23 protein-coding genes are annotated in these 24,519 nt (G+C 36.8%); 6 read left to right on the plus strand and 17 right to left on the minus strand.

Going from position 1 to position 24,519, the window contains the following annotated elements; all coding sequences use genetic code 11:
• Positions 1-282 precede the first annotated feature (282 nt).
• Genes IPK35_18985 through IPK35_18995 form a run of 3 tightly spaced genes read right to left on the minus strand, consistent with a single transcriptional unit; the run spans position 283 to position 2,157 of the window.
• Complete coding sequence (locus IPK35_18985; GenBank protein MBK8055295.1) at positions 283-1,059, minus strand: 2-(1,2-epoxy-1,2-dihydrophenyl)acetyl-CoA isomerase; 777 nt, start codon at positions 1,057-1,059, stop codon at positions 283-285.
• A gap of 43 nt (positions 1,060-1,102) precedes the next feature.
• Positions 1,103-1,588 (minus strand): phenylacetate-CoA oxygenase subunit PaaJ, encoded by a 486-nt coding sequence (gene paaJ / locus IPK35_18990; protein ID MBK8055296.1) that lies wholly within the window; start codon positions 1,586-1,588, stop codon positions 1,103-1,105.
• Positions 1,585-2,157 (minus strand): phosphatase PAP2 family protein, encoded by a 573-nt coding sequence (locus tag IPK35_18995; GenBank protein ID MBK8055297.1) that lies wholly within the window; start codon positions 2,155-2,157, stop codon positions 1,585-1,587. The genes paaJ and IPK35_18995 overlap by 4 nt, the downstream gene beginning before the upstream one ends.
• Positions 2,158-2,279: 122 nt before the next feature.
• Here IPK35_18995 and IPK35_19000 point away from each other — a divergent pair, with 122 nt between their 5' ends.
• Complete coding sequence (locus IPK35_19000) at positions 2,280-3,386, plus strand: serine hydrolase (GenBank protein ID MBK8055298.1); 1,107 nt, start codon at positions 2,280-2,282, stop codon at positions 3,384-3,386.
• A gap of 2 nt (positions 3,387-3,388) precedes the next feature.
• Positions 3,389-3,745, plus strand: coding sequence for a translation initiation factor (locus IPK35_19005; protein MBK8055299.1), 357 nt, complete (start codon positions 3,389-3,391; stop codon positions 3,743-3,745).
• A gap of 6 nt (positions 3,746-3,751) precedes the next feature.
• Here IPK35_19005 and IPK35_19010 read toward each other — a convergent pair whose 3' ends face one another.
• From IPK35_19010 to IPK35_19025, 4 genes are all read right to left on the minus strand, one after another.
• Entirely contained in the window at positions 3,752-4,006 is a 255-nt protein-coding gene (locus IPK35_19010; protein ID MBK8055300.1) for a hypothetical protein, read from the minus strand.
• Positions 4,007-4,183: 177 nt separating this feature from the next.
• Complete coding sequence (locus IPK35_19015; GenBank protein MBK8055301.1) at positions 4,184-4,549, minus strand: gliding motility protein GldC; 366 nt, start codon at positions 4,547-4,549, stop codon at positions 4,184-4,186.
• A 70-nt stretch (positions 4,550-4,619) separates the two neighbouring features.
• Positions 4,620-5,297 carry an oxidoreductase gene (locus IPK35_19020; protein ID MBK8055302.1) on the minus strand — a complete coding sequence of 226 codons (678 nt, stop codon included), beginning with the start codon at positions 5,295-5,297 and terminating at the stop codon, positions 4,620-4,622.
• The gene (locus tag IPK35_19025) at positions 5,294-6,475 is read right to left on the minus strand and encodes an aminotransferase class I/II-fold pyridoxal phosphate-dependent enzyme (GenBank protein MBK8055303.1); all 1,182 of its coding nucleotides are present in this window, start codon (positions 6,473-6,475) and stop codon (positions 5,294-5,296) included. The genes IPK35_19020 and IPK35_19025 overlap by 4 nt, the downstream gene beginning before the upstream one ends.
• A gap of 240 nt (positions 6,476-6,715) precedes the next feature.
• On the opposite strand from IPK35_19025, the gene IPK35_19030 reads away from it, so the two are divergent.
• Positions 6,716-7,276, plus strand: coding sequence for a sigma-70 family RNA polymerase sigma factor (locus IPK35_19030; protein MBK8055304.1), 561 nt, complete (start codon positions 6,716-6,718; stop codon positions 7,274-7,276).
• A gap of 19 nt (positions 7,277-7,295) precedes the next feature.
• Here IPK35_19030 and IPK35_19035 read toward each other — a convergent pair whose 3' ends face one another.
• From IPK35_19035 to IPK35_19060, 6 genes are all read right to left on the minus strand, one after another.
• Complete coding sequence (locus IPK35_19035; protein ID MBK8055305.1) at positions 7,296-8,684, minus strand: TlpA family protein disulfide reductase; 1,389 nt, start codon at positions 8,682-8,684, stop codon at positions 7,296-7,298.
• Between the two features lie 93 nt (positions 8,685-8,777).
• Positions 8,778-9,332, minus strand: a complete 555-nt coding sequence (locus tag IPK35_19040) for a hypothetical protein (GenBank protein MBK8055306.1) — start codon at positions 9,330-9,332, stop codon at positions 8,778-8,780.
• Between the two features lie 33 nt (positions 9,333-9,365).
• Positions 9,366-10,928 (minus strand): RagB/SusD family nutrient uptake outer membrane protein, encoded by a 1,563-nt coding sequence (locus IPK35_19045; protein MBK8055307.1) that lies wholly within the window; start codon positions 10,926-10,928, stop codon positions 9,366-9,368.
• A 50-nt stretch (positions 10,929-10,978) separates the two neighbouring features.
• Complete coding sequence (locus IPK35_19050; GenBank protein ID MBK8055308.1) at positions 10,979-14,683, minus strand: SusC/RagA family TonB-linked outer membrane protein; 3,705 nt, start codon at positions 14,681-14,683, stop codon at positions 10,979-10,981.
• A 103-nt stretch (positions 14,684-14,786) separates the two neighbouring features.
• Positions 14,787-15,740 (minus strand): FecR domain-containing protein, encoded by a 954-nt coding sequence (locus IPK35_19055; protein ID MBK8055309.1) that lies wholly within the window; start codon positions 15,738-15,740, stop codon positions 14,787-14,789.
• A 440-nt stretch (positions 15,741-16,180) separates the two neighbouring features.
• Positions 16,181-16,618, minus strand: a complete 438-nt coding sequence (locus IPK35_19060) for a DUF1801 domain-containing protein (GenBank protein MBK8055310.1) — start codon at positions 16,616-16,618, stop codon at positions 16,181-16,183.
• 177 nt (positions 16,619-16,795) lie between these two features.
• On the opposite strand from IPK35_19060, the gene IPK35_19065 reads away from it, so the two are divergent.
• Positions 16,796-17,533 carry a hypothetical protein gene (locus tag IPK35_19065; GenBank protein ID MBK8055311.1) on the plus strand — a complete coding sequence of 246 codons (738 nt, stop codon included), beginning with the start codon at positions 16,796-16,798 and terminating at the stop codon, positions 17,531-17,533.
• Between the two features lie 270 nt (positions 17,534-17,803).
• On the opposite strand, the gene IPK35_19070 is transcribed toward IPK35_19065, so the two are convergent.
• Both IPK35_19070 and IPK35_19075 read right to left on the minus strand, forming a co-directional pair.
• Positions 17,804-18,892, minus strand: coding sequence for a transposase (locus IPK35_19070; GenBank protein ID MBK8055312.1), 1,089 nt, complete (start codon positions 18,890-18,892; stop codon positions 17,804-17,806).
• Complete coding sequence (locus IPK35_19075) at positions 18,850-19,188, minus strand: hypothetical protein (protein ID MBK8055313.1); 339 nt, start codon at positions 19,186-19,188, stop codon at positions 18,850-18,852. The genes IPK35_19070 and IPK35_19075 overlap by 43 nt, the downstream gene beginning before the upstream one ends.
• Positions 19,189-19,562: 374 nt before the next feature.
• On the opposite strand from IPK35_19075, the gene IPK35_19080 reads away from it, so the two are divergent.
• Complete coding sequence (locus IPK35_19080; GenBank protein MBK8055314.1) at positions 19,563-20,627, plus strand: RluA family pseudouridine synthase; 1,065 nt, start codon at positions 19,563-19,565, stop codon at positions 20,625-20,627.
• 16 nt (positions 20,628-20,643) lie between these two features.
• Here IPK35_19080 and IPK35_19085 read toward each other — a convergent pair whose 3' ends face one another.
• Positions 20,644-21,927 carry a gliding motility-associated C-terminal domain-containing protein gene (locus tag IPK35_19085; GenBank protein ID MBK8055315.1) on the minus strand — a complete coding sequence of 428 codons (1,284 nt, stop codon included), beginning with the start codon at positions 21,925-21,927 and terminating at the stop codon, positions 20,644-20,646.
• Positions 21,928-22,416: 489 nt separating this feature from the next.
• Here IPK35_19085 and IPK35_19090 point away from each other — a divergent pair, with 489 nt between their 5' ends.
• On the plus strand, positions 22,417-23,619 hold the full coding sequence (locus IPK35_19090; GenBank protein ID MBK8055316.1) for a DUF5009 domain-containing protein: 1,203 nt from the start codon (positions 22,417-22,419) through the stop codon (positions 23,617-23,619).
• 11 nt (positions 23,620-23,630) lie between these two features.
• Here IPK35_19090 and IPK35_19095 read toward each other — a convergent pair whose 3' ends face one another.
• Positions 23,631-24,485, minus strand: coding sequence for an SDR family NAD(P)-dependent oxidoreductase (locus IPK35_19095; protein MBK8055317.1), 855 nt, complete (start codon positions 24,483-24,485; stop codon positions 23,631-23,633).
• Between the last annotated feature and the right edge of the window lie 34 nt (positions 24,486-24,519).

The raw sequence follows: 24,519 nt of genomic DNA on the forward strand, positions 1-24,519 counted from the left end.
TTTTGAGTGATTTCGTATCACTCAAATGGCAAAGCTGCACCATTCAGTTACCTTTTTTGAACTAGCGTTTTTGGGTTACTTTTTTTCTGGGTAAGCATTCCAAAGGAATATGTGAGAGCAAAAGATGCAAAAAAGTGACTGCCGTCCGCATAGGACAATGTTAAATCAAAGTGCAAAGGTTTTACTCACAATAAATCAAAAAACATTGCAATGGTATAAAAATTTAAAATATAATTGAATAAAATATTGAAATTCAGCAACATATAATATATTCAGCAAACTCTACTTCCCTTTAAATATAGGTTTTCTTTTTTCCAGAAATGCTGCAGTACCTTCCTTATAATCTTCACTATTTCCTGCCAGAGTTTGTAATTCATCTTCCAGCTTCAGTTGTTGCTCAAGGTTATTGGTCAGAGATTGATTGAGTGCTTTTTTAGTCAGCGCCAGACCATAAGTGGGCATTTGTGCTAAAGTTCCTGCCATCTTCAACACTTCCTCCATAAACACTTCATCGGGAGAGACTTTATACACCATACCCATCATCAACGCGTCACGGGCTGACACTTTTTCGCCGGTCATCATGAGCGCTGAAGCCCTTTGAAAACCTATTAGCCTGGGCAACATAAAGGTACCGCCACTATCCGGTATTAATCCTATCTTGCTGAAAGCCTGAATAAATGACGCAGATTCTGCTACCAGTACAATATCACATGCAAGGGCAATGTTGGCACCTGCACCGGCAGCAACACCATTGACAGCAGCAAAGACAGGTTTAGGGATGTTTCTGATTCTGGTGACTATCGGATTATAATGTTCAGTCAGAATTTTGGTCAGATCAGGACCATTGGGGTCTGTTGCCTCAGCCAGATCCTGGCCTGCGCTGAATGCTTTTCCGCTGCCGGTGATGACGATACACCTTACAGATTCATCCTGAGCGGCTTTATCGAGGGCTTCCTGCATAGCCAGGGCCATTGGTCTAATAAAACTGTTGAATTTGTCTGGCCTGTCCAGTGTGATGGTGGCAATATTGTCAGCGATTGTGTATTGTATATTGTTCATTATTTTAAGGATAAATGAATATTAGTTAATTGAATTTTGGATATCAATGACATTTAAAGTAATCAAATGGCTCCAGACAATCGTTGCATTTGTACAATGCCTTGCATGCTGTAGAACCAAATCTACTGATTAACTGTGTATGCGCAGATCTGCATTGAGGGCAAATGACTTCCGGGGTTTTTCCGGTTAAAAAACTGTGATCTGATGATTTCTGGGCAGGCGGTGCAATACCATATTCGAGCAGTTTTTGCCTGCCTACTTCAGTAATCCAGTCAGTCGTCCATGCCGGTTCGATGAGAGAGACGATCTCTATATCCGATACACCATAATCCTGCAAAGCAGATCTGATATTTACCTCAATCATATCCATCGCAGGACATCCGTTGTACGTAGGTGTAATGAAGACTGATAATTTCCCATTTGGATCAAAAGCGACGTCTCTGAGTATCCCCAGATCTGCGATGGTGACGACAGGTATTTCAGGATCTGTTACTTCTTCCAGTATTTTGTAAATTTGTGCAGAAGTCATACTACTATAGATTTACTGAGTATGTAGGGGTAATACTTGTAGAACAATAATGCCCATATTTTACCCAGGATGACGCCAAGTATTGCTCCACCCAAAATATCCAAAGGAAAATGCACCCCAACATACACTTGGGCCAACCCTACCAGGAATGCCCAAAACCAACACCATGGTTTTATCTTCTTGATGTATCTGCCCAAAGTAAGTACTAAAAAAGTTGCCATAGCAAAATGATTGGAAGCATGGTTGGATGTAAAACTGTACCCTGAGCCACATTCCACTCTTTCTATCACATTCATATACTCTGTATTGCACGGGCGTATGCGCTGGATATTTTTTTTGATCAGTTTGGCACTGATCATATCTGATGATGACACAGTCAAAATAAAGAAAATGACAAACCAGTATGCTTTCCGACCAAAATTAAAAAATACAAAGGCAATAATAAATATATACAATGGCATCCAGAAAAGGGGTTCGCGCACCCACGGCAACAATGTATCAAATAGCACATTTGACATGCCTGAATTTACAAATTCGAATAAATCAAGGTCCCACTGTATGAGATTCATAAAATTTTCCTTACCATTTCTACTTTATAAACATCTTCGTAAGGTATATGTTTTGAAAAATAAATCCGAAGTATTTACCGTTGATAATGGTAGATTTATGCAAAAAACAATACTTTTGTACTATGTGTCGTATTAATAGTTTGTGGATTTTACTTATAGTTCCATTGTCTTTGATAAGTTATATCAGCCAAGGACAGGCAACTTTGCTTTACAGTGAAATAGATAAGATCATCAGATACGATACGGATATAGACATGAAAAAGACTCCTGGCTATATTATTGGAGTATTTGACAATGATTCTACTTACTTTTTTTCTTATGGTACAAAAATCCTGAAAGATAAAGTAGCTATCACAAAAGATGACATTTTTGAATCCGGCAGTGTCAGCAAACTTTTTACTTCTGCTCTTATCAGTATACTCATTGCTGAGGATAAAATAGATATTTCTGAACCTGTAAATAAATATCTCCCGACAGAATATGTAAATCCAAGGCTATCTGATCTCACCATATCGGATCTTGTCCATCATCAGTCCGGATTGCCCAGAAGGCCTTTGTACTTTGGTAAAAAAGAAAAGTCATTACAAAATCCTTACGCTTTTTACACCGAAAAGGACTTATTGAAGTTTTACCGGGATTACATACCATCGGGCAAATCTTTTGAATACAGCCACACCAACTATGCCTTGCTTGAAGTAATAATAAAAAATATTTGTGGCAGTTCTTTTCAGGACCTTTTACAGGAAAAAATTTTGAGTAAGCTAAAAATGAACCAAACATTTACAGACTTTCCGGAAGAAAAACTCAGTTTACTTACGCCAGGATATGACAGAGCATTAAAAAAAGTTGCTCCATGGACATTTGCATCGTTTAAGGGTTCTGAGGGTATAAAGACGACAGCAAATGATATGATTTCATTTTTAAAAGCCCATATTTTAATGTCCGGCACATCATTGGACACCATTCTGGGAAAAAATCTGGATATTGTGTCGTATCCGGGTCTCAATGAATCACTATCTATCGCCATGGGATGGCACAACTTCAGTAAAAATAAGCTGAATATTTACATGCATACAGGAAGTACCTCAGGACATAATGCTTTTGCAGCAATAGTCAGAGAAACTAAAACCGGAGTTGTAATTTTTTCAAATTCATCTACCGGCACCCAGGACCTTGGATTACAGATACTACGGTTGATCAATTATAATTGGAAACGTGTCAATAGCTGATGATGGAAAATAATAAACTAAAAACTCTGTCGTGGGATGATTTCAAAAGTCTGGGAAATCCCGACAATGCCCCTGAAATGCCTGAAGATGTTGAGAAAAACATTATAAAACCATCAGATCATCATCTCCGTATCCACTTGGACAAAAAACAGAGAGGTGGCAAAGAAGTGACTTTGATACGTGGGTTCAAAGGCAGCGAAGAATCATTGGAAGATCTTGGAAAAACGCTGAAGTCTAAATGTGGTGTTGGCGGCGGTGTCAAAGATGGTGAAATTTTACTTCAGGGCAACCACAGAGACAAAGTTCTTAAATTACTTCTGGAGATGGGATATAAACAGACAAAAAAAGCCGGAGGTTAACTCCACTTAACAGACTACCTGATTGTCTTCGAATGTGTCGGGTATTGTCTTTTTATCCGCATCCTCATAAAATCTTTCGGCAAAAGTGTGTGAAGACGGATGTCCGTATCGGATGACCATGTACACCATCCAAATGATGCATACATTCAGTATTGAAAATAATAACAGGATCAGACTCAGATCAGTATCAAATCCACACAAAAATACAAAAAATAGAAAAAGTGATGTTGTAAAAGCAATGAGGAACTGAACGTTTTTCATCTGTTTATTTTTATTTGTTTTTTAATGGTCAGATGGAATCTTTGATAAAAAATAATCATTGTGGTTTGTATAAAATAAACCCCGATTATTTTTTATGTCGATTTCATGATTGTAAACCTTTGATCATCAGGCAAACAATGATATTTTTAAAAGGTTTTTAAAAAGACGATCCAAAAATTAGGTGGTCTCATCCACATCTTGTAAGATGCCGGTTTCTTTTCCAAAATAATCCACAAACATCTGCATTTCACTTGCCAGTTTATTGTTGCCGGTTGCTCTGAAATAGGTATCAGCGAGTGATTTCAGGTGCTGAAAAACGAACCTGTCCATCTCCACCACCTGCATCTCCGTTGTCCATAAATCAATCTTGAATGTATCCTTATATTCTTTGTCAAACAGCGCAAGCATCATGGCTTTGCATTCAATAAAGTTTTGGCCTTCAGGATTGTCATCACTTTTCCAGTGAATAGATTCAGGGTGTTTGTCTTCGTTCAGCCCGATTTCAATTTCTATTTTTGATTTTTTTACTATCTGCTTTTTCAATTGTGTATATTTTTTATTCTTTCAGATAAATAATTTGGTGTGGAAAGAAGGCTGAAAATGAATTACTTATCTAAACACCCGCAAAACTCTTCGCCATAAATTCCAACCTGTCAGATTCATAGATACTTTTGCCGGGAATACCTTTCTGACTGATTTTCAGCATCGCTTCAGCTACATCTGATGCAGTGATTGGTTTATATTTTTTTAACGGACCAATTAATAATCCTGAAAAGATATCAGAGAATTTTGTGGCCATTTTTTCACCAAATCTGCTTTCCTTCCTGTCGCCTAATAAAAGTGACGGTCTGATAATAGATAAACTATTGAAGCCCAGCTTAGCCAGAGCATTTTCAACCTTACCCTTCACTTTTGAGTAATAAATCAAAGATTTTTTATCTGCCCCCATGGAAGAAATCAACAATACTTGCTTCACTCCGTTTGCCTTAGCTATGGTAGCAACATTTATAGTATAGGTAAAATCTACTTTATAAAAAGCTTCTTTGCTGCCCGCCTTTGCCATCGTAGTACCCAAACAAAGATATAGATCATCACCTTTTATCTGATCAGATATTTTTTCCAAATGATCAAAATCAACGATTATCTGTTCAAGTAACGGGTGAGAAATTTTTAAAGGTTTCCTAACAAAAGCCTTTACATTGTGATAAAAGCCGGAATCAAGAAGCTTTTTTAATAATTCAGATCCGGTAAGACCGGTACTACCAAATATTAAAGCGGATCTTTGGGTCATTTCATTGCATTTTCAAGATCGTGAATAATATCTTCAGCATCTTCAATACCTACGGAAAGTCTGATGAGTCCATCAGTGATGCCATTGGTCTCCCGTTGCGCTTTGTCTACATTGAGATGTGAACTGGTGGCAGGATGCAGCACCAGTGTATCCACATCACCCAATGTAGGTGCCATCGCGCAAAACTGCATTTTGTTGATCATTGCCAATACTTGAGACAGAGTGCCATCCACTTCAAAACTGAGCATACCGCCAAATTGCTTCATTTGTCTTGAAGCTACTTCGTGGTAAGGATGATCAGGAAGCCCGTTATAATTTACTTTTTTGACACGTGGATGATTGCTTAGATAGGTGGCGACATTCATAGCATTTTCAGAGTGTTTTTTCATCCTTAGTGCCAGTGTCTTAAGACCGTTGTTGATCAGCCATGCATCCCATGCATTGCACGTGCTTCCCAAAAGTTTTAGTGTTGTCCAAACCTGTTTTTTATATTTTTCATCATGCCCTATGATCACACCGGAAATAGAGTTGCCATGACCATTGAGATATTTTGTGGTCGAATGAATCACAAAGTCGATACCCAAAGCCAGTGGTTGCTGGATGACAGGAGTACAAAACGTATTGTCCACACAAGTGATGACGCCATACTTCCTGGCAAGTCGAGCTATCTGCACCATATCGATGCACTTCATGGTAGGGTTGGCAGGCGTCTCAAGATAGAGTAATTTAATATTTCTGTTGGTTTGCAACAAATACTCCACCTGATCGATGACGGTCAAATCCGTAAAAATGGTCTTTATCCCGCTATTGGCTATCACTTTCAATAATAGTTCAGTGGTACCTCCGTACAGGTCACCTTGAGTAAGGATGGTTTCGCCGGATTTAACCAATGAAAGTATCACCGTAGAAATCGCCGACATCCCACTACTCGTGAGGTAACCATAAGCATTCAAACCTGTTCCAAAGGCTTCCAGGTCAGCTAATTTCTGACTCACTGTGTCGATAGTTGGATTGCCGTACCTGCTATATACATGTCCGGAAGTTTTTCCTGTAAATATGTCAATACCCTGTTCCATGTTTTCAAACTCAAATGAGGATGTAGCATAAATTGGCAACTGATGTGGTTGTGTGGTACGTTTTTCTTTGATCTCCTTGACGCACATGGAGTCAATGCTTATTTTTGGGCTGCTCATCTTACAAAATTTTATAAACAAAGACAAAGGTAAGCATTATAAACTGAGTGTTAAAAATATTATTGTAAAAGGTAAGTATGTTGTGATGATTCTGGGATATGGTGAAAAACAATCATTTAATAGTAGCATAGCCACAACGAATTTGAAATTATTCTTATAATATTTCCCTATTTATACTAATTTTGTACCTATCCCTGCTGAACAATGATTAATGTAGTTGTCTAAATGCAAAGAGAAAACAAAAAGCATATAGAAGATCTAAAAAATGGCGATGTAAAAGCCTTCAAGTTGGTTTTTGATTTATATCATTCAACAGTATATGGCGTCTGCAAAAAAATGACGAGTGATACCTTTTATGCTCAGGAGATTACATCTCAAGTCTTTGTGACTCTGTGGAAAAAAAGAGAAATATTAAATCCTGACTACCCAATACTCAATTTAATTATAAAGATTACTAAAGATTTAGTCGCTAATCATTTCAATAAAACCATCAGAGAAAAGTCAAATCTTGACAAATATCTGAAAGAAAGCTCAGACTTCGCTCATTCATCCGATGAGTCAAATTTTATTTTTGATATTTATCTCGACATCGTGGAACATGCGATTCAAAAATTACCTGAAAAAAGAAAAGAAGTTTTTCAGCTATATTTTTACCAGCATTACACTTATTCTGAAATCGCTCAACAAATAGATATAGAAGAATCAACCGCAAGAGTACATGTCTTCAAAGCCCTTGAATATTTGAGAAATTATATTTTGACCCATCCTGACTTTGGGGAAACTTAAAGTATAATGAAAACCGTAATTATTTAATCGATTTTACATTATTTAACAGTTGGTTTAAAATACTTTTTAAGTTGCTGTCCGAAGGCTTTGGCGCGATATTGTTAATAATGTTTCCATCAGTATCCACAAGGATAGATCTGGGAATAAGACTGACACCATACGCTTTCATGAAGTCTGAATCAAGTGCATTATCAGAAATTAAATGTGTGCCACCAACATTGTATACAGGAACCATTTTTTTCCATTTTGCATAATCCTTTTTATCGTCCACAGAAATGACCACAAAAGCTATATTCTTACCTTCATACTCTTTGATCAATTCTTTTAAAGCCGGCATTTGTTTGATGCAAGGCCCGCACCAGGTAGCCCAAATATCAATATAGACAATTTTACCCTTAAAATCTGACAGCGAAACCTTGGTTCCATCGTAGCTTTCGTACTCAAACCCTATAGATTTGGTGCCCGAAGAAGTATTTTGAGCTGTTTGCAATCTTCCTTTTAGTTTATCTTTCATTTCCTCAGATACAAGCATTGCCATTATTTTTTCATAATCTGCATAATAATTTGCATTTTTATTACTTACATTATTAAACAGCATACTGATAATAGATTCTTTGATGTATATACTCTGTATATCCTTTGTAGCATTTCTGACAAATTCAATGTTGGTGAGTGTAGAGTCTGCATCCAAAGCCGCTTTTAGCCTGAGTCGGTAATTTTCGATCACTAAAACCCTGAAGTTTTTATCATGAAGAAACAATTCCTGATCATCGAGTTTTATCTTTAGTATAGGATCATAATAATCCAAAGGCAAAACAGGATGCTCTTTCAAATGATAATGATTAAATTTATCATAATTATTATGAATCAGAAGGTAATCCGTTTCTATAACCTTGTCCATAAGATTTTTATCTGTTTCGCTCAAAGCTGACTCCTTCAATATGGATAAATATGCCACTTTATTAGATGCGTTTTTTTTCAAAAATTCATCTAATGGCACTACGAAGAACTCTTTGGCATCACCAACTAATTTCGCTTTATTTTTTCCTAATGCAACAGCAAAATTATTGATTTCACTTCCTTTACCTTCATAACGAATTGTTTTATGAAAATCTTTGGCATCCAAATACAGTTGAATATCATATCCGTCTTTCAAGTGTATCTGACTAAAAGATTTTCCTATACTGAAGTAATAACTGGCGTCTTCTTTCAGATTCAAAGTATCTCTAAAATTTCCTTCGGCATCAATGGATATCTTTTTCTCAAAACTAAGTTCAATGTGCGAGAGTTTCAGGAATTTTTCTTCTGTATTACTAATTTTGCCTGAAAAAATGACGGACTTCATCTGGCATAATACCGAGAAATTAAAAGCCAGCATTAAGGAAAATAGTGTGATGAGTTTCAACATTATAATTTTAATTTTCTTTATTTTTTAAATATAACAAATCTATGTAAACGCTTCAATGTAAAAAAGTTGTGATTTGATTCAATTCAGTTTAAATTATTTATGATATTTGCTTATAAAGTTTTTGAAATACGCAATTTTTGCTGCGTCCGTGACCAATTCATAGGTGACTTCATCTGTCCGATCCTGCAATACTTCACCTGTGAGTAAGTTTCTTCTAATGATATGATACCTACTGAAAACCATCTGATTAGGCGTTTGGCTTTTTAGGGTCAGGCCAGGAATAATATTGGTAATGGCAGGAGCCGGATTAGGTATCTTTAAAACATTTCCTTCGATTTTATAAAAACTCACCAATGAATCAGCCCGTGGTTTTAGATCTAATTTGCTGAAATCAAAGGTATTTGCAAATGTGAGTCTGTAGAAAGCATTAGGCTCTACAAACAGATGGTAAAGGTCTGCTGTAGCATTGGCGGTATTTGATGTAAAAGTTGTGTCGTTTTTGACTTGCCAAAAACCAGCAGCACTAAATGTCGGAGACAAATCTTCCTCCTCTGTACAGGATATCAGCCCTGCTGAAATGGCTATAACCACTATAATAAGTAAAACAACAGGCTTTTTAATATTTTGAATTATTTTGATATTGTTCATTTTTATAAACTTTTATGATCATTATTGAATGTATTATTGTCTTGTGATTCCTCCGTATTCATTTTGCTGCCACCCTAAGAAGTCCACCTCTCGTTGAATGATAGGAAGTGCATAAGTCGGTGCATTGGGCGCTAATTTAAAGGTAAAAACTTGTGAATTGAAATCAAGAGGATCCAACCTTCCTCTTTTTGTAACAGTAATGTTGGCATTATCCAACGCATTATACCTCTTGAGATCGTGCCATCTCATGATCATAGCTATCTCTCTTCTGCGTTCTGCTTTGACTGCATCTAGAGTACCATTAATATTGTCAACATAATTAGCCGGAAATCTTCTTTTTCTGAGCTCCTTTAGAATAATGCTGGCATTCTCTCCATCTCCGGCACTTCTTGCTCTGCATTCTGCCATAATCAACATTATCTCCGGTACAGTAACACTTAATATATAGCCACTAAATGTAGTACTTGTGGCATTTTTCAGATAATTCTTTGAGATCAGCTGATCTTTAAATCTTGGTCTCAGGAATGTTGCATTTATATTAGCGTTATTATCATAATATACTTTTTTACGCAAATCTGTTGTTTCATAACTTTCATACAATTCTTTAGTAGGTATCATTCTGGTTTGTGCTGAAGCCTGACCAACAAATCTGAAAAAAGACTCCTTATACCACAAGTTACTATTGCTGGTCGGATCATTAGCATTCTGATCTGCAGCAATGGCAGGATACGAAGGTGTGGCAGAATACATCACACCGTTAAAAGTTTCATTCTGAACAGTTAAATTTCTTTGTGCAAAAAGTGTTTGATTATTGAGATCATATAAAAACTTATTAGAATTGTAGGCAGATTTAGCATTATTGAACGCTTTTGAGTAGTCACCCAAATACAGATACACCCTTGCTAATAAAGATTCTGTGGCGGGGACTGTGATTCTCCATGGTATATTTGTGTTAAGTGTCACAGCTCCTGCATCTTTTAGTTCTGATTTTGCTTCTTCCAGATCTTTAAGGATATTGTCAAAAGTAAACTTTACTGTATTTCTTGTTTCAACTCCAGACTCAATTGTACTTATTGAATTTCTGTAACCGATGCCCGGCGTATTTCCACCATTGAGAGAAGGATGTGCGCAGTATTCTACAGCCAAAAGAAAGTGATACAAGGCTCTAAAAAACTTAGCCTCAGCTTTGATCTTTATTTTAAGATTCGCATCGCCTACGACCTCAGGATTATCGATAGTATTTATAATTTGGTTGAACATATACATGTAATTGTAAGTGGACAGAAAAGGGACAAAACCTGTACTTCCACCTCCTTGTGATTGAAAATAGGATTCATTCCACGTACTATATGACTCCCATCTTTGGATATCAGTTAGATTGTTAGCTGGAATATTGTTTTGTAATTCGGGCACAAATTCACAATCATCTGATGCTACAATGGCATTTGCCCATTCCACTCTGTTTCTGGTAACCCGTATATTATTGAGCAATACGTCATATTGTGATCCATCATTAAAAGTAGCAATACCACCCTCTTCTGGTGTGATATCTAAATAATCCTGACAGCCTGCTGTTGAGATTATTAGTATTATCATTAGTATTTTATTTTTCATTTCTAAATTATTATTTAAGGTTGATAGATTATTTAGAATCCTACTCTGGCTCCAAAAGTGAATGTTCTGATAGGCTTGATAGATCCGGGTAAAAATCCGGGATCATATCCACCTTTATTATTGGTCCATAACAAACCAAGATTTCTCACTTGAGTGTATAATGTTAAATTGTTAAATACATTTCGGATCTTACCCAAATCTTTTTTAGTAAATTCATAACCGATGTACAATTCGTCCCATCGCAATGCTGATGCATTGTCAATCGTATTTAATGAATTAAATGAATACATAGTATTTCCAGTATTTACCATCAACCGGTTATCCAATGTGGGGTAAAGAATCCCTAACTGATCAGATGCCACTAAGGATGAAGTTGTAATAATTTGATCCCAGGCCGACTGTGGAAAATTTTTGGAGAGATGAGATGAAGTAAAATTCGGTCCATTAGTTATATTTCTGATTTTATGTCCAAATCTACCTGTCATTACAGACATAAGAGTAAACCCCTTCCAATAAAATGAATTAGTAAATCCAAGAGTAGAAGGTGGTGTGGATCTTCCTCCATAATAAAGTCTTGGGTCATCAATGATTTTTACACCTGGCATAGGCGTACCCAAGGCAGTGATACCTGTAAATGAATTGCTGGCATTATTTAAAGTAACCAATTCTCCCGTTTTAGTCTCCTGGATGAAAAAACCTTCTTTTGTAACCCCTGCTAATTTTATTCCCATGATTCTATCTGTGGGCAAACCTTCTATAAACTGTGTAAAACCTGTATATTGAGATAATTGAGGACTGATAAAATTGAAATTTAAAATCTTGTTGTAGTTATAGTCCGCATTTATACTACCAGACCAAGTCAGATCGTTTGCAATTTTCAAGGATGATCCTAAACTTAACTCAATTCCTCTATTCAATACTTCAGCTGCATTGAGGGTAAGTTGTGTGACAGACCATAATACATTCGAAGTTTGGACATTTGAAATCAGATCCTTTGAATGTCTGTTGTACACATCAATGCTTCCAAACAATTTAGAATTGAAAAGTGAAAAATCAACTCCAAAATTTGTAGAATAAGTTTTTTCCCAGGTAAGCTCGTCATTGATTCTGCCAGAAACATCCCCACTTGGCAAATTGCCCGTTTCTCCGGTAGGTGCAATCGTGGCAAACACTGAAAATGGCAGCAAATTGTATTTGCCTGCCGCATTTCCTGTAGCGCCATATGTGATTCTTGCAGCCAGCCTGTCAAAAGTTTTATTATTTTTCATAAAGTTTTCCTGTAAAACATTCCATCTCAGGCCAGCGGAGAAAAATGGTGAAAACCTATCACGATTGGTTTTTGAAATAAAGTTTGATGCATCTGTTCTAATACTTGCACTAACCGTATATTTTCTGTCAAGAGTATAAGATCCACTGAAAAAAGCAGCCACATATCTTTCATTCTGAATAAATGCTTGTCTTGAAAATTCTATTGGAGAAATTTGTGATCTGCCACTTTCATAAGTTAAATTAGTTGCAGGGAAACTTTGATTGAATATACTATTGTGTGCAAATGTGTAGTTGTAATAGGCGTAGTTCAAATTTTTGCTGCTATAACCGTATTTTACGTCCTGAGCATTAATACGATCTGTCCCCTTTATTATTTCTCCACCAAATAATAAAGCAACCTCGTGCCTGTTGTTAATTGTTTTGTTATAATCGGCCTGAATTCTTCCTTTATAAGAATTTCTAAGGTTTCCACCTGTATAATTATATACCCCACCAGCGGGAAATTGAGCCACATATCTTTTACTTACTGTATCCAATACTGATGTTATGTTTTGCAAATCTCTGACTGCAAAACTATTAGGGTCATAAATATCCCTTCTGTCACTTCTGTATTGTTCATACTGGAACATAGGCCTTATTTTTAGTCCTTTCCCCACATTTATTTCCAGCTCATTCTGGATTCTAAGATCTAAGGCTGTAGAAAGGTTATCCCTTAAATATGATTCCTCAAGAAGATTGTACCTTGTGCTATATGGCAATCTGGATTCTTCTGCAACGGCTCTTGGTACAAAATATTTGTCACTCTGATTTACAAAATTTCCATTGCCATCAAGTATTCTCGTAAAGGGAGAATAAATACTCTTTGCATGGGTCAAGTTTACCCCATTATTTTTGGCAGATAAATATGTAAGGTTTGTATTAATGTTATATGTCAAAACCGGCGAAATCTTGTATGAATTTCCAAAATTTAATAATATCTTGTCATTAATATTTCTTTGAATATGGCTTTTATTGCCGTCATACAAGAGCGATAATTTATAGCTGTTTTTATCGCTGGCACCAGAAATAATAATATTGTGCTGCTGTGTAAATGGTTTCTGCAATACATATTTATCAAAATCATCCTTATAGCCAGCACTAAGCCTTTGTGCTCTTCGATTATTAAAATCCTGATCTGAAAGAAGGCCTTTTTCTTTATCAAAGATCATTGTAAAATAATCAGATGTCCCTCCTTGAAAGGTCAAATTATTATAAGGATTTACAATTGATGTGGTATTTTTAAAAGTATTGTAAAAATAATCACTGTACTCTATTTGAGTTTTTGAATCAATTATATCCATATAATTTCTTATATCCATGTCATCACCAAAACTCAAAAATGTATTATAACTTAAATTTATTTTATCCTTTCTGGTATCTTTTTTAGTTGTGATGACTATGACGCCATTGGCAGCTCGTGCTCCGTAAATCGATGATGCTGCTGCATCTTTGAGTACATCGACAGATTTGATATCATTGGGGTTTAAGGTCTCAAAACCGCCATCTATCGGAAATCCATCAACCACCAAAAGCGGCAATCTGTCTCCTTGAATATTAGAGAGTGAGCTTCTTCCTCTGATGATAAAGCCTAGAGTTGGATCTGATACCAATCCTGCAATCTGACCATTTAAAGCAGATTTCAGGTCTGTTGTGGGTCGGTTGGAAATAACTTCGGATTTTACACTTCCTGCAGCTCCGGTTATTCTTTCTTTAGAAATTGTTTGAAAACCCGTTGATACTATAGTTACTTCTGATAGTTTTAAAAAAGCTTCTTCCATGACAACTTCAATAAATGGTCTTAGGCTCACCGGGATTTCTATGGTTTGAAATCCTATATAAGATAAGATCAAGACTTCATTTCCAGTTACTAAATCCAAAGTAAACTCACCATTTACGTCAGTAATTGTTCCTGTTTCTCCATCTTTAATTTTAATATTGACACCAATCATAGGTTCATTAGCTTTATTTTTCACCGTACCTTTCACAGTAAACTCATCCAATGATTTGATGCTTTGAGCGATACTGGCAAATTTTTGTTCAGGGGCTTTTGAATTATACTTTACACTCAGATGACCATCCGATTCAAGTTTTTCCATCTCTTTGATCATTTTACCAATCTTTTTTGCAGCCTTTTTGCCTTGTTTGTCATTTTTATATATTACAAGGTACTTGCTGTTGTAAACGTTATATTCAAAGCCTGTTTCTCTCATCAGCCGTTTTATGGCGATATCAAAAGATTCTTCTCGTTTGAAATCAAAATTCACCTTTACATTTTTGAGTAGTTCAGTATCATAGGTAAAAAACACCTGATACTGCTCACTCATTTGATTGAGTACCTCAATCATGTCCTTTTCTGTCCCATCAGCCTCATAAGATGTCTTGACTGCCCCTGCCGTCAATAAGTGGACTGACGTTAAACCAAGAGTCATTCACCACATTCTGAGCTTTAAATGCTGATACATAAATAGTTTCAAAATTGGTAATTAAAAGTGAAATTTAAAAATTGGTTTATTTTGTTTATTGTCCTTAATATTATTGTATTCTGTATTTGGATTTTCCTATCAATTCTATTTCTAAACCTAATACATCTTCTAGCATTGTTATAGCTACATCCAGCTGTGCAACAGGAATTCCCGCTGTTATTTTTTTATTAGTCACTTCCTTATCTTCCACTTCAAACTCTACTCCATAGATTTCGGTTAGTTTTTTCAATACATCTATTAAGTTTGCTTCCTGAAATAATATGGCACCATCTTTCCATGAACTCACATTCTGAATTTCTTTTTGCTTTTGTGAAAATTTTAGCTCTTTCGATTTTGGAAAGTATCTCACAAAATCACCTGGTTTCAATTCTTTTGAGCTTTTGTTATTAAAGTCTGTAACTAATGAAATTTTACCTTCTTCCAGAAAAACTTCTACTTTGTCTTTCCTTGAGTTTACATTAAAAATTGTACCTTCCACTATGACAGAAAGACCTTTTGTGATGACTTCAAACTTTTGACCTTTTGTGATACCTTTAGCTACACTAAAGTATCCCTCTCCTTCGAGCCATACTTTGCGGTCTTCGGTATCATCCCAATCTTGTGAATATGTCAAAGATGAATTTGCATTAAGAATGACTTTAGAACCATCCGGCAAACTGACATTTTTGGTTTCTGCAAAATCTGTTTTAATTGTTGGATCGTTTGAGCCTATCCACATCCAAACAAAAATAGCACATATCAAAAATAAAAGGATGGCAGCGATCGATCTGGTATTCAAATATATTACCTTTCGTTTTTTTACATTTTCCAAAAGGCCAGCACTTATCTGAACTGGATTTTCGATTTTGTTCAAAATGTCAGCATACATTTGCGACGATGTTTCGGTCGATGGCTTTTCAAGCTGTTCAGAATTTTCAAAAAGTGACTCAACTAATTTATCCGTTCTTTCAGATACAACTTTTTTAAGTTTTTTTTCTTGCCAATTGCTATTTTCAGAATTCATATTTCTATTAAATATTCTAAATTATGATCAATTTTATTCTCAACCGCCACATCAAATCGCTGCTTAACATAAGTATATCCAAAATCTTGGATAGGTTTGTTTACTCAGTTTTGATTTTTTTTTAAATATTTTTTAATCCTAAGAAAAAGTGCAGTATAAGGTGGATATTTTGGAGATAAATATTCAGGACAGAAATTAGAAATAAAAATTTTCTGCAAAGAAATCAAACCATAAATCTACATGATGATCGAAGCTTGCAACTTCGATTCCATACATCAAGCATTTTCAATGCTTTGATTGCAAGCAAGATATTAAAAATTGCGCATCGTATTAATTGTTTAGATCTTTTTCATTATGTTATAGCAACATCTATTGAATCACAGATTCTTAAGATATAGGATCACAGATGCAATCTGCGACCATCGGCAGATGAAAACCATTTAATTTGTCCTGCAAGCACATTCATGGTGCTCATTGATATATGCGATACTTGATTTGCATAGTTTTTCTAAAACTTCGATATCGATGTCATCCAGTTTCTTAATATAAATACAAGCTTTACTTTTTTTAAATTTTCCCAATTGTTCCAATATCCCTATTTGCTCGTCAACGGGTGAAAAGACATACAATGAAAACTCAGCTTTGCGCGGTGAAAAGCCAATCAATGGTGAATCCCCTTCATGACCACTGGCATACTTGTAATGATAACTTCCAAAGCCTATGATCGTGGGTCCCCACATTTTGGGAGGATATCCTGACCAATCACTCATCAGGTCAATAAGCTTAAAACTATCAGCCTTTTTCTTTTCATTATCCACATATGAATTAATAAAATGGTCAACGCCGATATCCGTTTCTTTGGTTTTATTTTGAGTCATTGTTATTAAAAGTATTGACTTTGCAAAGATAAATTTTATTATTCTTCTTTTTCCTGATTTTTTCAGATTAGTTGAATTCATTTTTGGAAAATTTTAACTTCTATTTAGTATCACAGTATTGAACTTTTTAAGTTGCTTTAATATTTGTAATGGTGTAATCGTAGGAAAACATCAGGAATGGATTTTAAAATTATTGTTACTTTGCCAAAACGTACATTATATATTTGTACCGCAATAATGTTCTTTGTCTTGCAGGTTGACCTTAAGAGCCAATCCAAAGTCAATTTTCTGGAAGCAAATATCACATTGAATCAAGCTGTTGGATTTTTTGCCAGAAATATTACGCAGCCAAAAATAGGATTTGAAGCCGGATACCTGAGGCAAATAAAGATAAAAAGCCCGTTATTCTGGGGTATCAGTGGATATTATCACACATTGGGCAGTAGTCCTACATTTACCATCTCAGAGCAATTAGATTTTAATTGGGTAGATTTTGACTATAAGACGACCAGCCACCTTTTGGGCTTTAATGGCAAAATGCGCTTCTACCCCAATCTGCCATTAGGTAAAACCGAATTTTATGCAGAAGCCATTTTGGGGTATAAATGGTTGTTCACTACGACAAATAAAACCCTGACGAGCGATTCTGAATCTTCGGATTCCAATATGGAAAAGGGCAGTTTGTCCTTGACATACGGTGCGGCAGCAGGCATCAACTATCCTTTGACTCCATCTTTATACCTCAATATCAGAGGAAACTTTCTGCCCGGGCTCAGCAATGAATATTTTATACTCAATGAGTCCAGAAAATTAAAAACTACCACGCTGGATCTCTTTGATCTTAAAAGAAGTACTACAGATCTGGTGCGATGGGACATCGGGGTGACATGGCGATTTACGGGTGAGGATGACTGATGGGTCAATTTTTATTGTTTTACCCAATCAGTGAAGGTATGACCTACGCTTCCGACGAATGTTTCGAGCGGCGAATGATTCGAGCGATTCGAACGACGAATAAGCGGAGGATTCCCCTTTGGTCAGGGGTAGCTGGGCAAAACGACGAATGTTTCGAGCGACGAATGATTCGAGCGATTCGAACGACGAATAAGCAGATGATTCCCCTTTAGTTATACCGTTGATTTTATAATATTTGGCGGTGTTTTTTATTACCAAGTGCAAACAAATTTATATGTTTGCACTTGGTAATGGTTTTGATCTCGTGCGCAACTCTTCAATTGAGTTTTGAGACTCTTCCATTGCCTTTTTTATTTTATTTTCTGCTCTACGAGAAACTGGTGCGTTTTGCATCTTTTCCAGCTCTGATTTATAATCTGCGGTTTCTTTTTCCAACTTCTCTATTTGCTGATCTGCGTCTACTGGTTTGCTTTTTTGTGTTTTAGGTTTTGATGAATCGTATGCCTCTTTGTTTGTAAGCATACCATAGATTACTCTTGTTAACTTGTTCATTATTACACCTAAAGCATCGTTATAGGTCTTACCTTTCGCTCTTTGATTTGAATATATCTCTTTAAAATAAGGGTCATACATAATCGCATTTTTAGCTACCATGTATATTGTACCCCTATATGAACTACTTCCTTTTTTGCTCATTTTAGGTTTCTTTGATATATCACCACTTGTATGGTTTTCTGGGTGTACTCCAAAATAGCAACAAAGTGATGCGGCACTGTTAAATCGATTTATATCTTCTATTTCTATGCTTAATGACACTGCTGACTCGATGCCGCAACCAGGAATTGTGACTAAGAAATCCGCTAAGTCGTTGGCTCCGTGTTTAGCAAGCTCTGATTGAAGTTCTTTGATCTGGGTGGAGAATAAGTTAATAGTTTGGGCCAATGTTTTAATATTTAGCTCAGTAAGTATCGTATTACCCGACCCTGAATCTAGCTTCACCGCTTTTTGGATGGCCTCAGCCTTCTCCATGGTTAACCCTTTGATTTTAGCCAAAGAAGCTGTTTTCGCATTTAATATCTTTGCCTTTGATGGATACTTTTGAAGTAATTTATACATGTATTTTGGCATGCCATTTTTACTAAAAGTTAAAAGACCAGGAATACAACTATACACTACTTTCTCAAGTTGGTTGATATTTCTCGTCTTTTGTTTAATAAATCCTTGTATAGTTTTGTGCATCTGTTTCGCAGTATAAAAATGTAAGGATCTAGGCTTGGCTTTCTCTAGTTCCTCATAATTTTCAGATACATGCCTAGCTATAATTTCACTACTGATGGCGTCATTAATATTGCGATGCATATTCTTTTTGACTCATGATGTGTCCGCAACGGATTAATCCTGAACATGATGATTCGCTTATCAAAACTTACCAATTGATTATACCAATTGTTTTCATACCCACCGGTACTTTCAATAGCCAAATAGATTTTATCAATAGACAAAAGTGCCTGTGATAAGACTTTTTTGAGTTCATCAAGACCGGATTGATTATCAATAAAATTCATCCTGCGATTAGTAAATTCATTACCCTTCGAAATTAAACTGAAATCACAATAACCTTTACTTGCGTCCAGTCCTCCAAATCCAACTTTCATACATAAATTACTTTAAAATGTTTTAAAAAAAGTGTCAAGCCTTACATTCCCTTATATTATACGATATCAATGTATCAAGTTATACCTCATGATTAAGCTTGGCGAAAGGGACACTAAAGGACGATATCTAAGTATCAAGGGGTGTTCCCCTTCAACCGCCAAGTTATAAATTATTTGTTTATCTTGAAACCATTAATTTTTAAAATGCAAACATATAAAGGGGTCAGGGGTAGCGGGGCAAAACGACGAATGATTCGAGCGATGAATGATTCGAGCGATTCGATTGGCCGAAAAAAGGGATACACTCATGACTGATAACAAAACATCTGTTCACCTTTCACCGTTAGAACTCTGTAGTATAACCAATTCAAAGTATGCCATCCATAAAAAGTACAGACCTCGAGCCATCTGATGAGCTTTATGTCCACCAACAAATCATCTGTGATCCCAAACAGGCTCAGCTGAGGATCGATAAATTCCTTTTGGATCGTCTTGAAAAAGTATCCAGAAACCGAATCCAGAATGCCATAAAGATAGGGTGTATCCTGGTAAATCAGAAAGAGATCAAACCCAACTATAAGGTAAAACCAGGTGATGAAATATCACTGGTACTTCCATCCAACCCTGATGAAGAAACACCTTTACTACCCGAATATATCCCGCTTGACATCTTCTATGAAGACGAACATCTTATGGTCATCAATAAACCTGCAGGTCTGGTAGTACATCCTGGTACCGGCAACACAACCGGAACACTTGTGAATGGACTTCTATATCATTTTCAGCATTCTGATTTACCTCTACTCAAGGGCAACAAAGAAGACAGACCCGGATTGGTGCACCGCATCGATAAGGATACCTCGGGCCTCATCCTGATTGCCAAAACCGACTTTGCCATGACACATCTTGCCAAACAGTTTTTTGATCATACTGTCGAAAGAGAATATATAGCCTTGGTGTGGGGAGATATCACTGCTGATAATGATACAATCGTGGGTTATATAGGAAGACATGAAAAAGACAGGTTGCAGATGGCTGTGCATCAGGATGAAAACAAAGGCAAACATGCGGTCACTCACTACCAGGTTGTAGAGAGGCTATACTATGTCACACTTGTAAAATGTCATCTTGAAACAGGTCGTACACATCAGATCCGGGTGCACATGAAACACATAGGGCATACATTATTCAGTGACTCCAGATATGGCGGAGACCAGATCCTGAAAGGTACTATTTTTAACAAATACAAACAGTTTGTGGACAATTGTTTGGAAATCATGCCACGTCAGGCACTTCATGCCAGATGTATAGGTTTTGTACATCCGGTCACCGAAGAAAAGCTGTATTTTGAATGCGACTTACCTGATGACTTTCAGGGTGTACTCTCAAAGTGGAGAAATTATGTCAATACTAGAAAGGAAATCCTGGGTGATGAATAAAGTCAAAAGTAGCAATTCATAATAATAGAGTAACAGATCCGGAGCACAACTTTTGATTACCATCCTTCATTTTGATATTGGCGATATATGCATATACTCCGGTTGAAGCCATTCCAAATTTATTTTTCCCATCCCAGGCATCACCTGAATAAATTTTTTGTCCCCATCTGTCATAAATGCTGATGATAACATCTTCGATAGATTCTTCATTGCTGTGATAGGTAAATATATCATTTTGTCCATCACCATTCGGCGAAAAAATGTTTGGAAAATAAAATTTATAATAATCAAGATGAAGCAATACGATACTATCGCAACCTATGGCAGACTCAAAATGTACAATATATTCTCCTTTATTCCTGAATTTTTGGCTTCCCAATTGGTAGGTGGTTCCTTCAAATATTTTGGCATGGGCCGTATCAGAAATTTCACCCAAAACTTTTAATTCCAACTGAACTGTACTGTCGCAATTATTTTTTGACTTGAATTGATGGGTATAAATTCCTCCTTCAGTTAGCACCCTATTGCCAAACTTGTAGCTGTCATCATTGCATATAGTTTTGACGACACTATTCTGAAATGTGGGAATACTGTGTTCATATACAGTTGTTAGTTTGCAGGAAATACCATCCAGAATCCTGACCTGATAAGGACCTTCTCCATATATCTTTGATAGTTTCGGATTGGTTTCACCCAACAGTGCAATACCGTTCTTATACCATTGGTAGCTCAATGAAGGCCTTGATGGCACTTCAAGTAAAAAATTATTTGAGCATGGATGTTGCACCTCATTGATCTTAAATTCAAAGGATTCGAAATCAGCCAGAACCAAATTGTCAAAATAGTAATAAGTATTGACCGGACTCTGTACTTCAGGGCAATCAGGCCCTATAGCTATGGCTACTAGGTCTTCTTTTGGTGTAGTGGAAATAGTTGTTCTTATCCAGATATTTTGGTTACCTCCGCTTACATAAGTGGAGCCCAATCTCACCCAACCCGGGCCATTGGTCGGGCATCCAAGACCCTGATTTCCTACCCCAAATGGCAGATTTTTACAATCGGTAGTGCCAAATAATGTGACATTAATGGGAGGAGAATACAAATCATTGACAAAACCTATATAAAAATCAAACAGGTACTTTTTATCTTTCTCAAGTGGCTTGAGTAGACACGCACCCGCATATTCCTTCCAGTTGCGATCTGGGCTGCCCCCATTACCTCCTACCCTTCCATCTCTGAAACCAACAAATCCCTCACCATCAGGTAATGGCCGTGGTGGTGGGAATTCCGGCCATCCCATCCAACCGCAAGTATTAAGATAATCAGTGGTAGGTTCAGATGCCTGGATCCACACATTAGCACAATTTAACTGACTTCTGCCAGATGGGCAACATTTTTTATCTTCAAATGAAGGATTGGGAATCAGGGACTCCGGTTTTACAATCTGACAAATGCAATCAGGATCGTTGATATCAATCAGTCCGTCATTGTCATCATCCCGTGCATTGTCACATATTTCTGCCATGATTGATTCTGATAGTAAAAGGTCATAGGTACCATCCATCCAACAAATGGCAGTCAGGCATAGCCACTTGATGGAAAAAAGAGCAGCATTCGATCCAAATGGAAACCAATTCATCAAATATCTCAGGTTGTTGCGATTAATTATTGCCAAAATATGGACAATTTTAATCTTTCAATACTTTTATATGCATTTTTTTTTAATTTTCCATTCGTTTTAACAGAAAAGCAATTGAACCCCAAGTAAAATTTGTCAAAACTTACCAAAATGAATAACACAGCATCATTTTCTTCCCGAATAATATCCATCGACATCATGAGAGGATTGACCCTTTTTTTGATGCTGTTTGTCAATGATTTGTATATGCCGGCTGTACCCCAATGGTTAGGACATACTGAAGCGCAAACTGATGGTATGGGACTTGCAGATTGGGTATTTCCGGGATTTTTATTTATGGTTGGGATGGCTATTCCTTTTGCGTATATAATCAGAAAACATCATGGAGATACGGATACTACGTATTTCAAACATGTTGTGGTCAGATCCATGAGTCTGATCCTGATTGGTGTATTGATGGTCAACATAGGACGGTTAAATCCTGCTATGACCGGTATGCCAAAATATTTGTGGGCGTTATGTATTTATTTGTGTATCTTTCTGATCTGGAATGATTACAGATTAGTACCTGAAATAATCAGCAAGTACACACCCATACTAAAATCCATGGGATGGATCGGTTTAGCTACCTGCGTGTTTTTATTTAAAGCAGGGACACCAGCATCACCCGAGTGGCTTATACCCAGCTGGTGGGGCATTCTGGGATTGATCGGCTGGAGTTATCTTGTTGGATCTCTGGTATATTTATGGATCAAAGACAAGATTTGGGCATCGCTTCTGATCTGGATGGCATTTGTGGTGCTCAATGGCGCAGATTTGTCTGGTTATACGGCCTTTTTGGATAAGCTGAAACCCCTTTTTGGCGTCATTCTGGGTGGTAATACTCCTTCTATCGTGCTGGCAGGTCTATTTTCAGGCATATTACTGGATAAATACAGATCGAAGCCGGTTTATTTATTCATCACTTATTCAGTTATTGGAGTGCTGTGTATTATTGCAGGGTTTGTCCTACGAAACTGGTTTATCATTTCTAAAATCATTGCCACTCCCAGCTGGGCTATGATATGCAATGGTATAAGCTTTATTTTGTTTGGGATGTTATTCTTCTACATTGACTACCGAGGTTACAAAAACAGGTTCTCTATTTTCAGATCAGCCGGGGAAAACTCCCTTACAACCTATCTTGTTCCCGATATGATCTACTATATCATTTGGAGTATAGGTTTTCCGATGCTCATTTACAAAAATTCGACTATTCCACTGGTTGTCATTTTGGGGTCACTTTTATGGGCATTCATGATGATCAAGTGGTCTTCATGGTTGGCTAAAAAAGGAATAAAATTAAAACTATAAATATAAGACGCCTACACTGGCCTGTAGTTATCACCAGAAGCCATCGTTTTTGCAACAAGTCTATCTACCATCTTATCCGGAAGATATTGTGAAAGCAATTTGAACATCAACTTTTTGCGATGTACAAGATACCTTGTGGCAGGATCTTTAGACTCTAAAATTTTTATAATCAGTTGTGTGATATCTCCCACAGGCAATGCAGACTTTTCAGCATTGGCAATCATTTTGTCAGCTGCAGATAGTATCTCGCCATACTCGGTATCTTTATACTTATCGAGCGAACCCAGGCTTTTTTCCCATATGGCGGTTTTAATCGGACCAGGCTCGATGGCTACCACCTTGATACCAAACATAGCCAGCTCACGCCTGTATATATCTGTCATACTCTCCAACGCATGTTTTGATATACAATAAGCTCCGTTGAACGGCGCATTGAATAGCCCGGAAACAGAACTGATATTGATAATTCTGCCAGGCTGAAATCTTTTATCCACTCCCAAATATGACAATAACAGGTTGGTGATTCTACGCACGGACTTGACATTGACATCCAGCTGTGTTTCAAAATCATCTTCTGAAAGGTGTTGAAGTGGCCCGGGCATAGCTACTCCTGCATTATTGATGAGGCAAAAGAGGCCATTTTCCGCGAGCATAGGATATACTGACCCGATAGCACTCCTGCACTTGTCTATGTCCCTGACATCAAATTCAAGAATGGTGGCGTTTTCCTTAAATTTAGCCCTGAGCATCTCCGCATCTTCCCGCTTGCGCACTGTCCCTATGACATGATACCCCAAAGCATGCAAGCTGGCAAATGCATCATATCCTATTCCCGTAGAAACGCCTGTGATCAATATTGTTTTCATAAAAAAGGTTTTGATGTGAAGTTAAAGAAAAAGT

This window comes from Saprospiraceae bacterium (genome assembly GCA_016713025.1).
Classification (GTDB): domain Bacteria; phylum Bacteroidota; class Bacteroidia; order Chitinophagales; family Saprospiraceae; genus OLB9.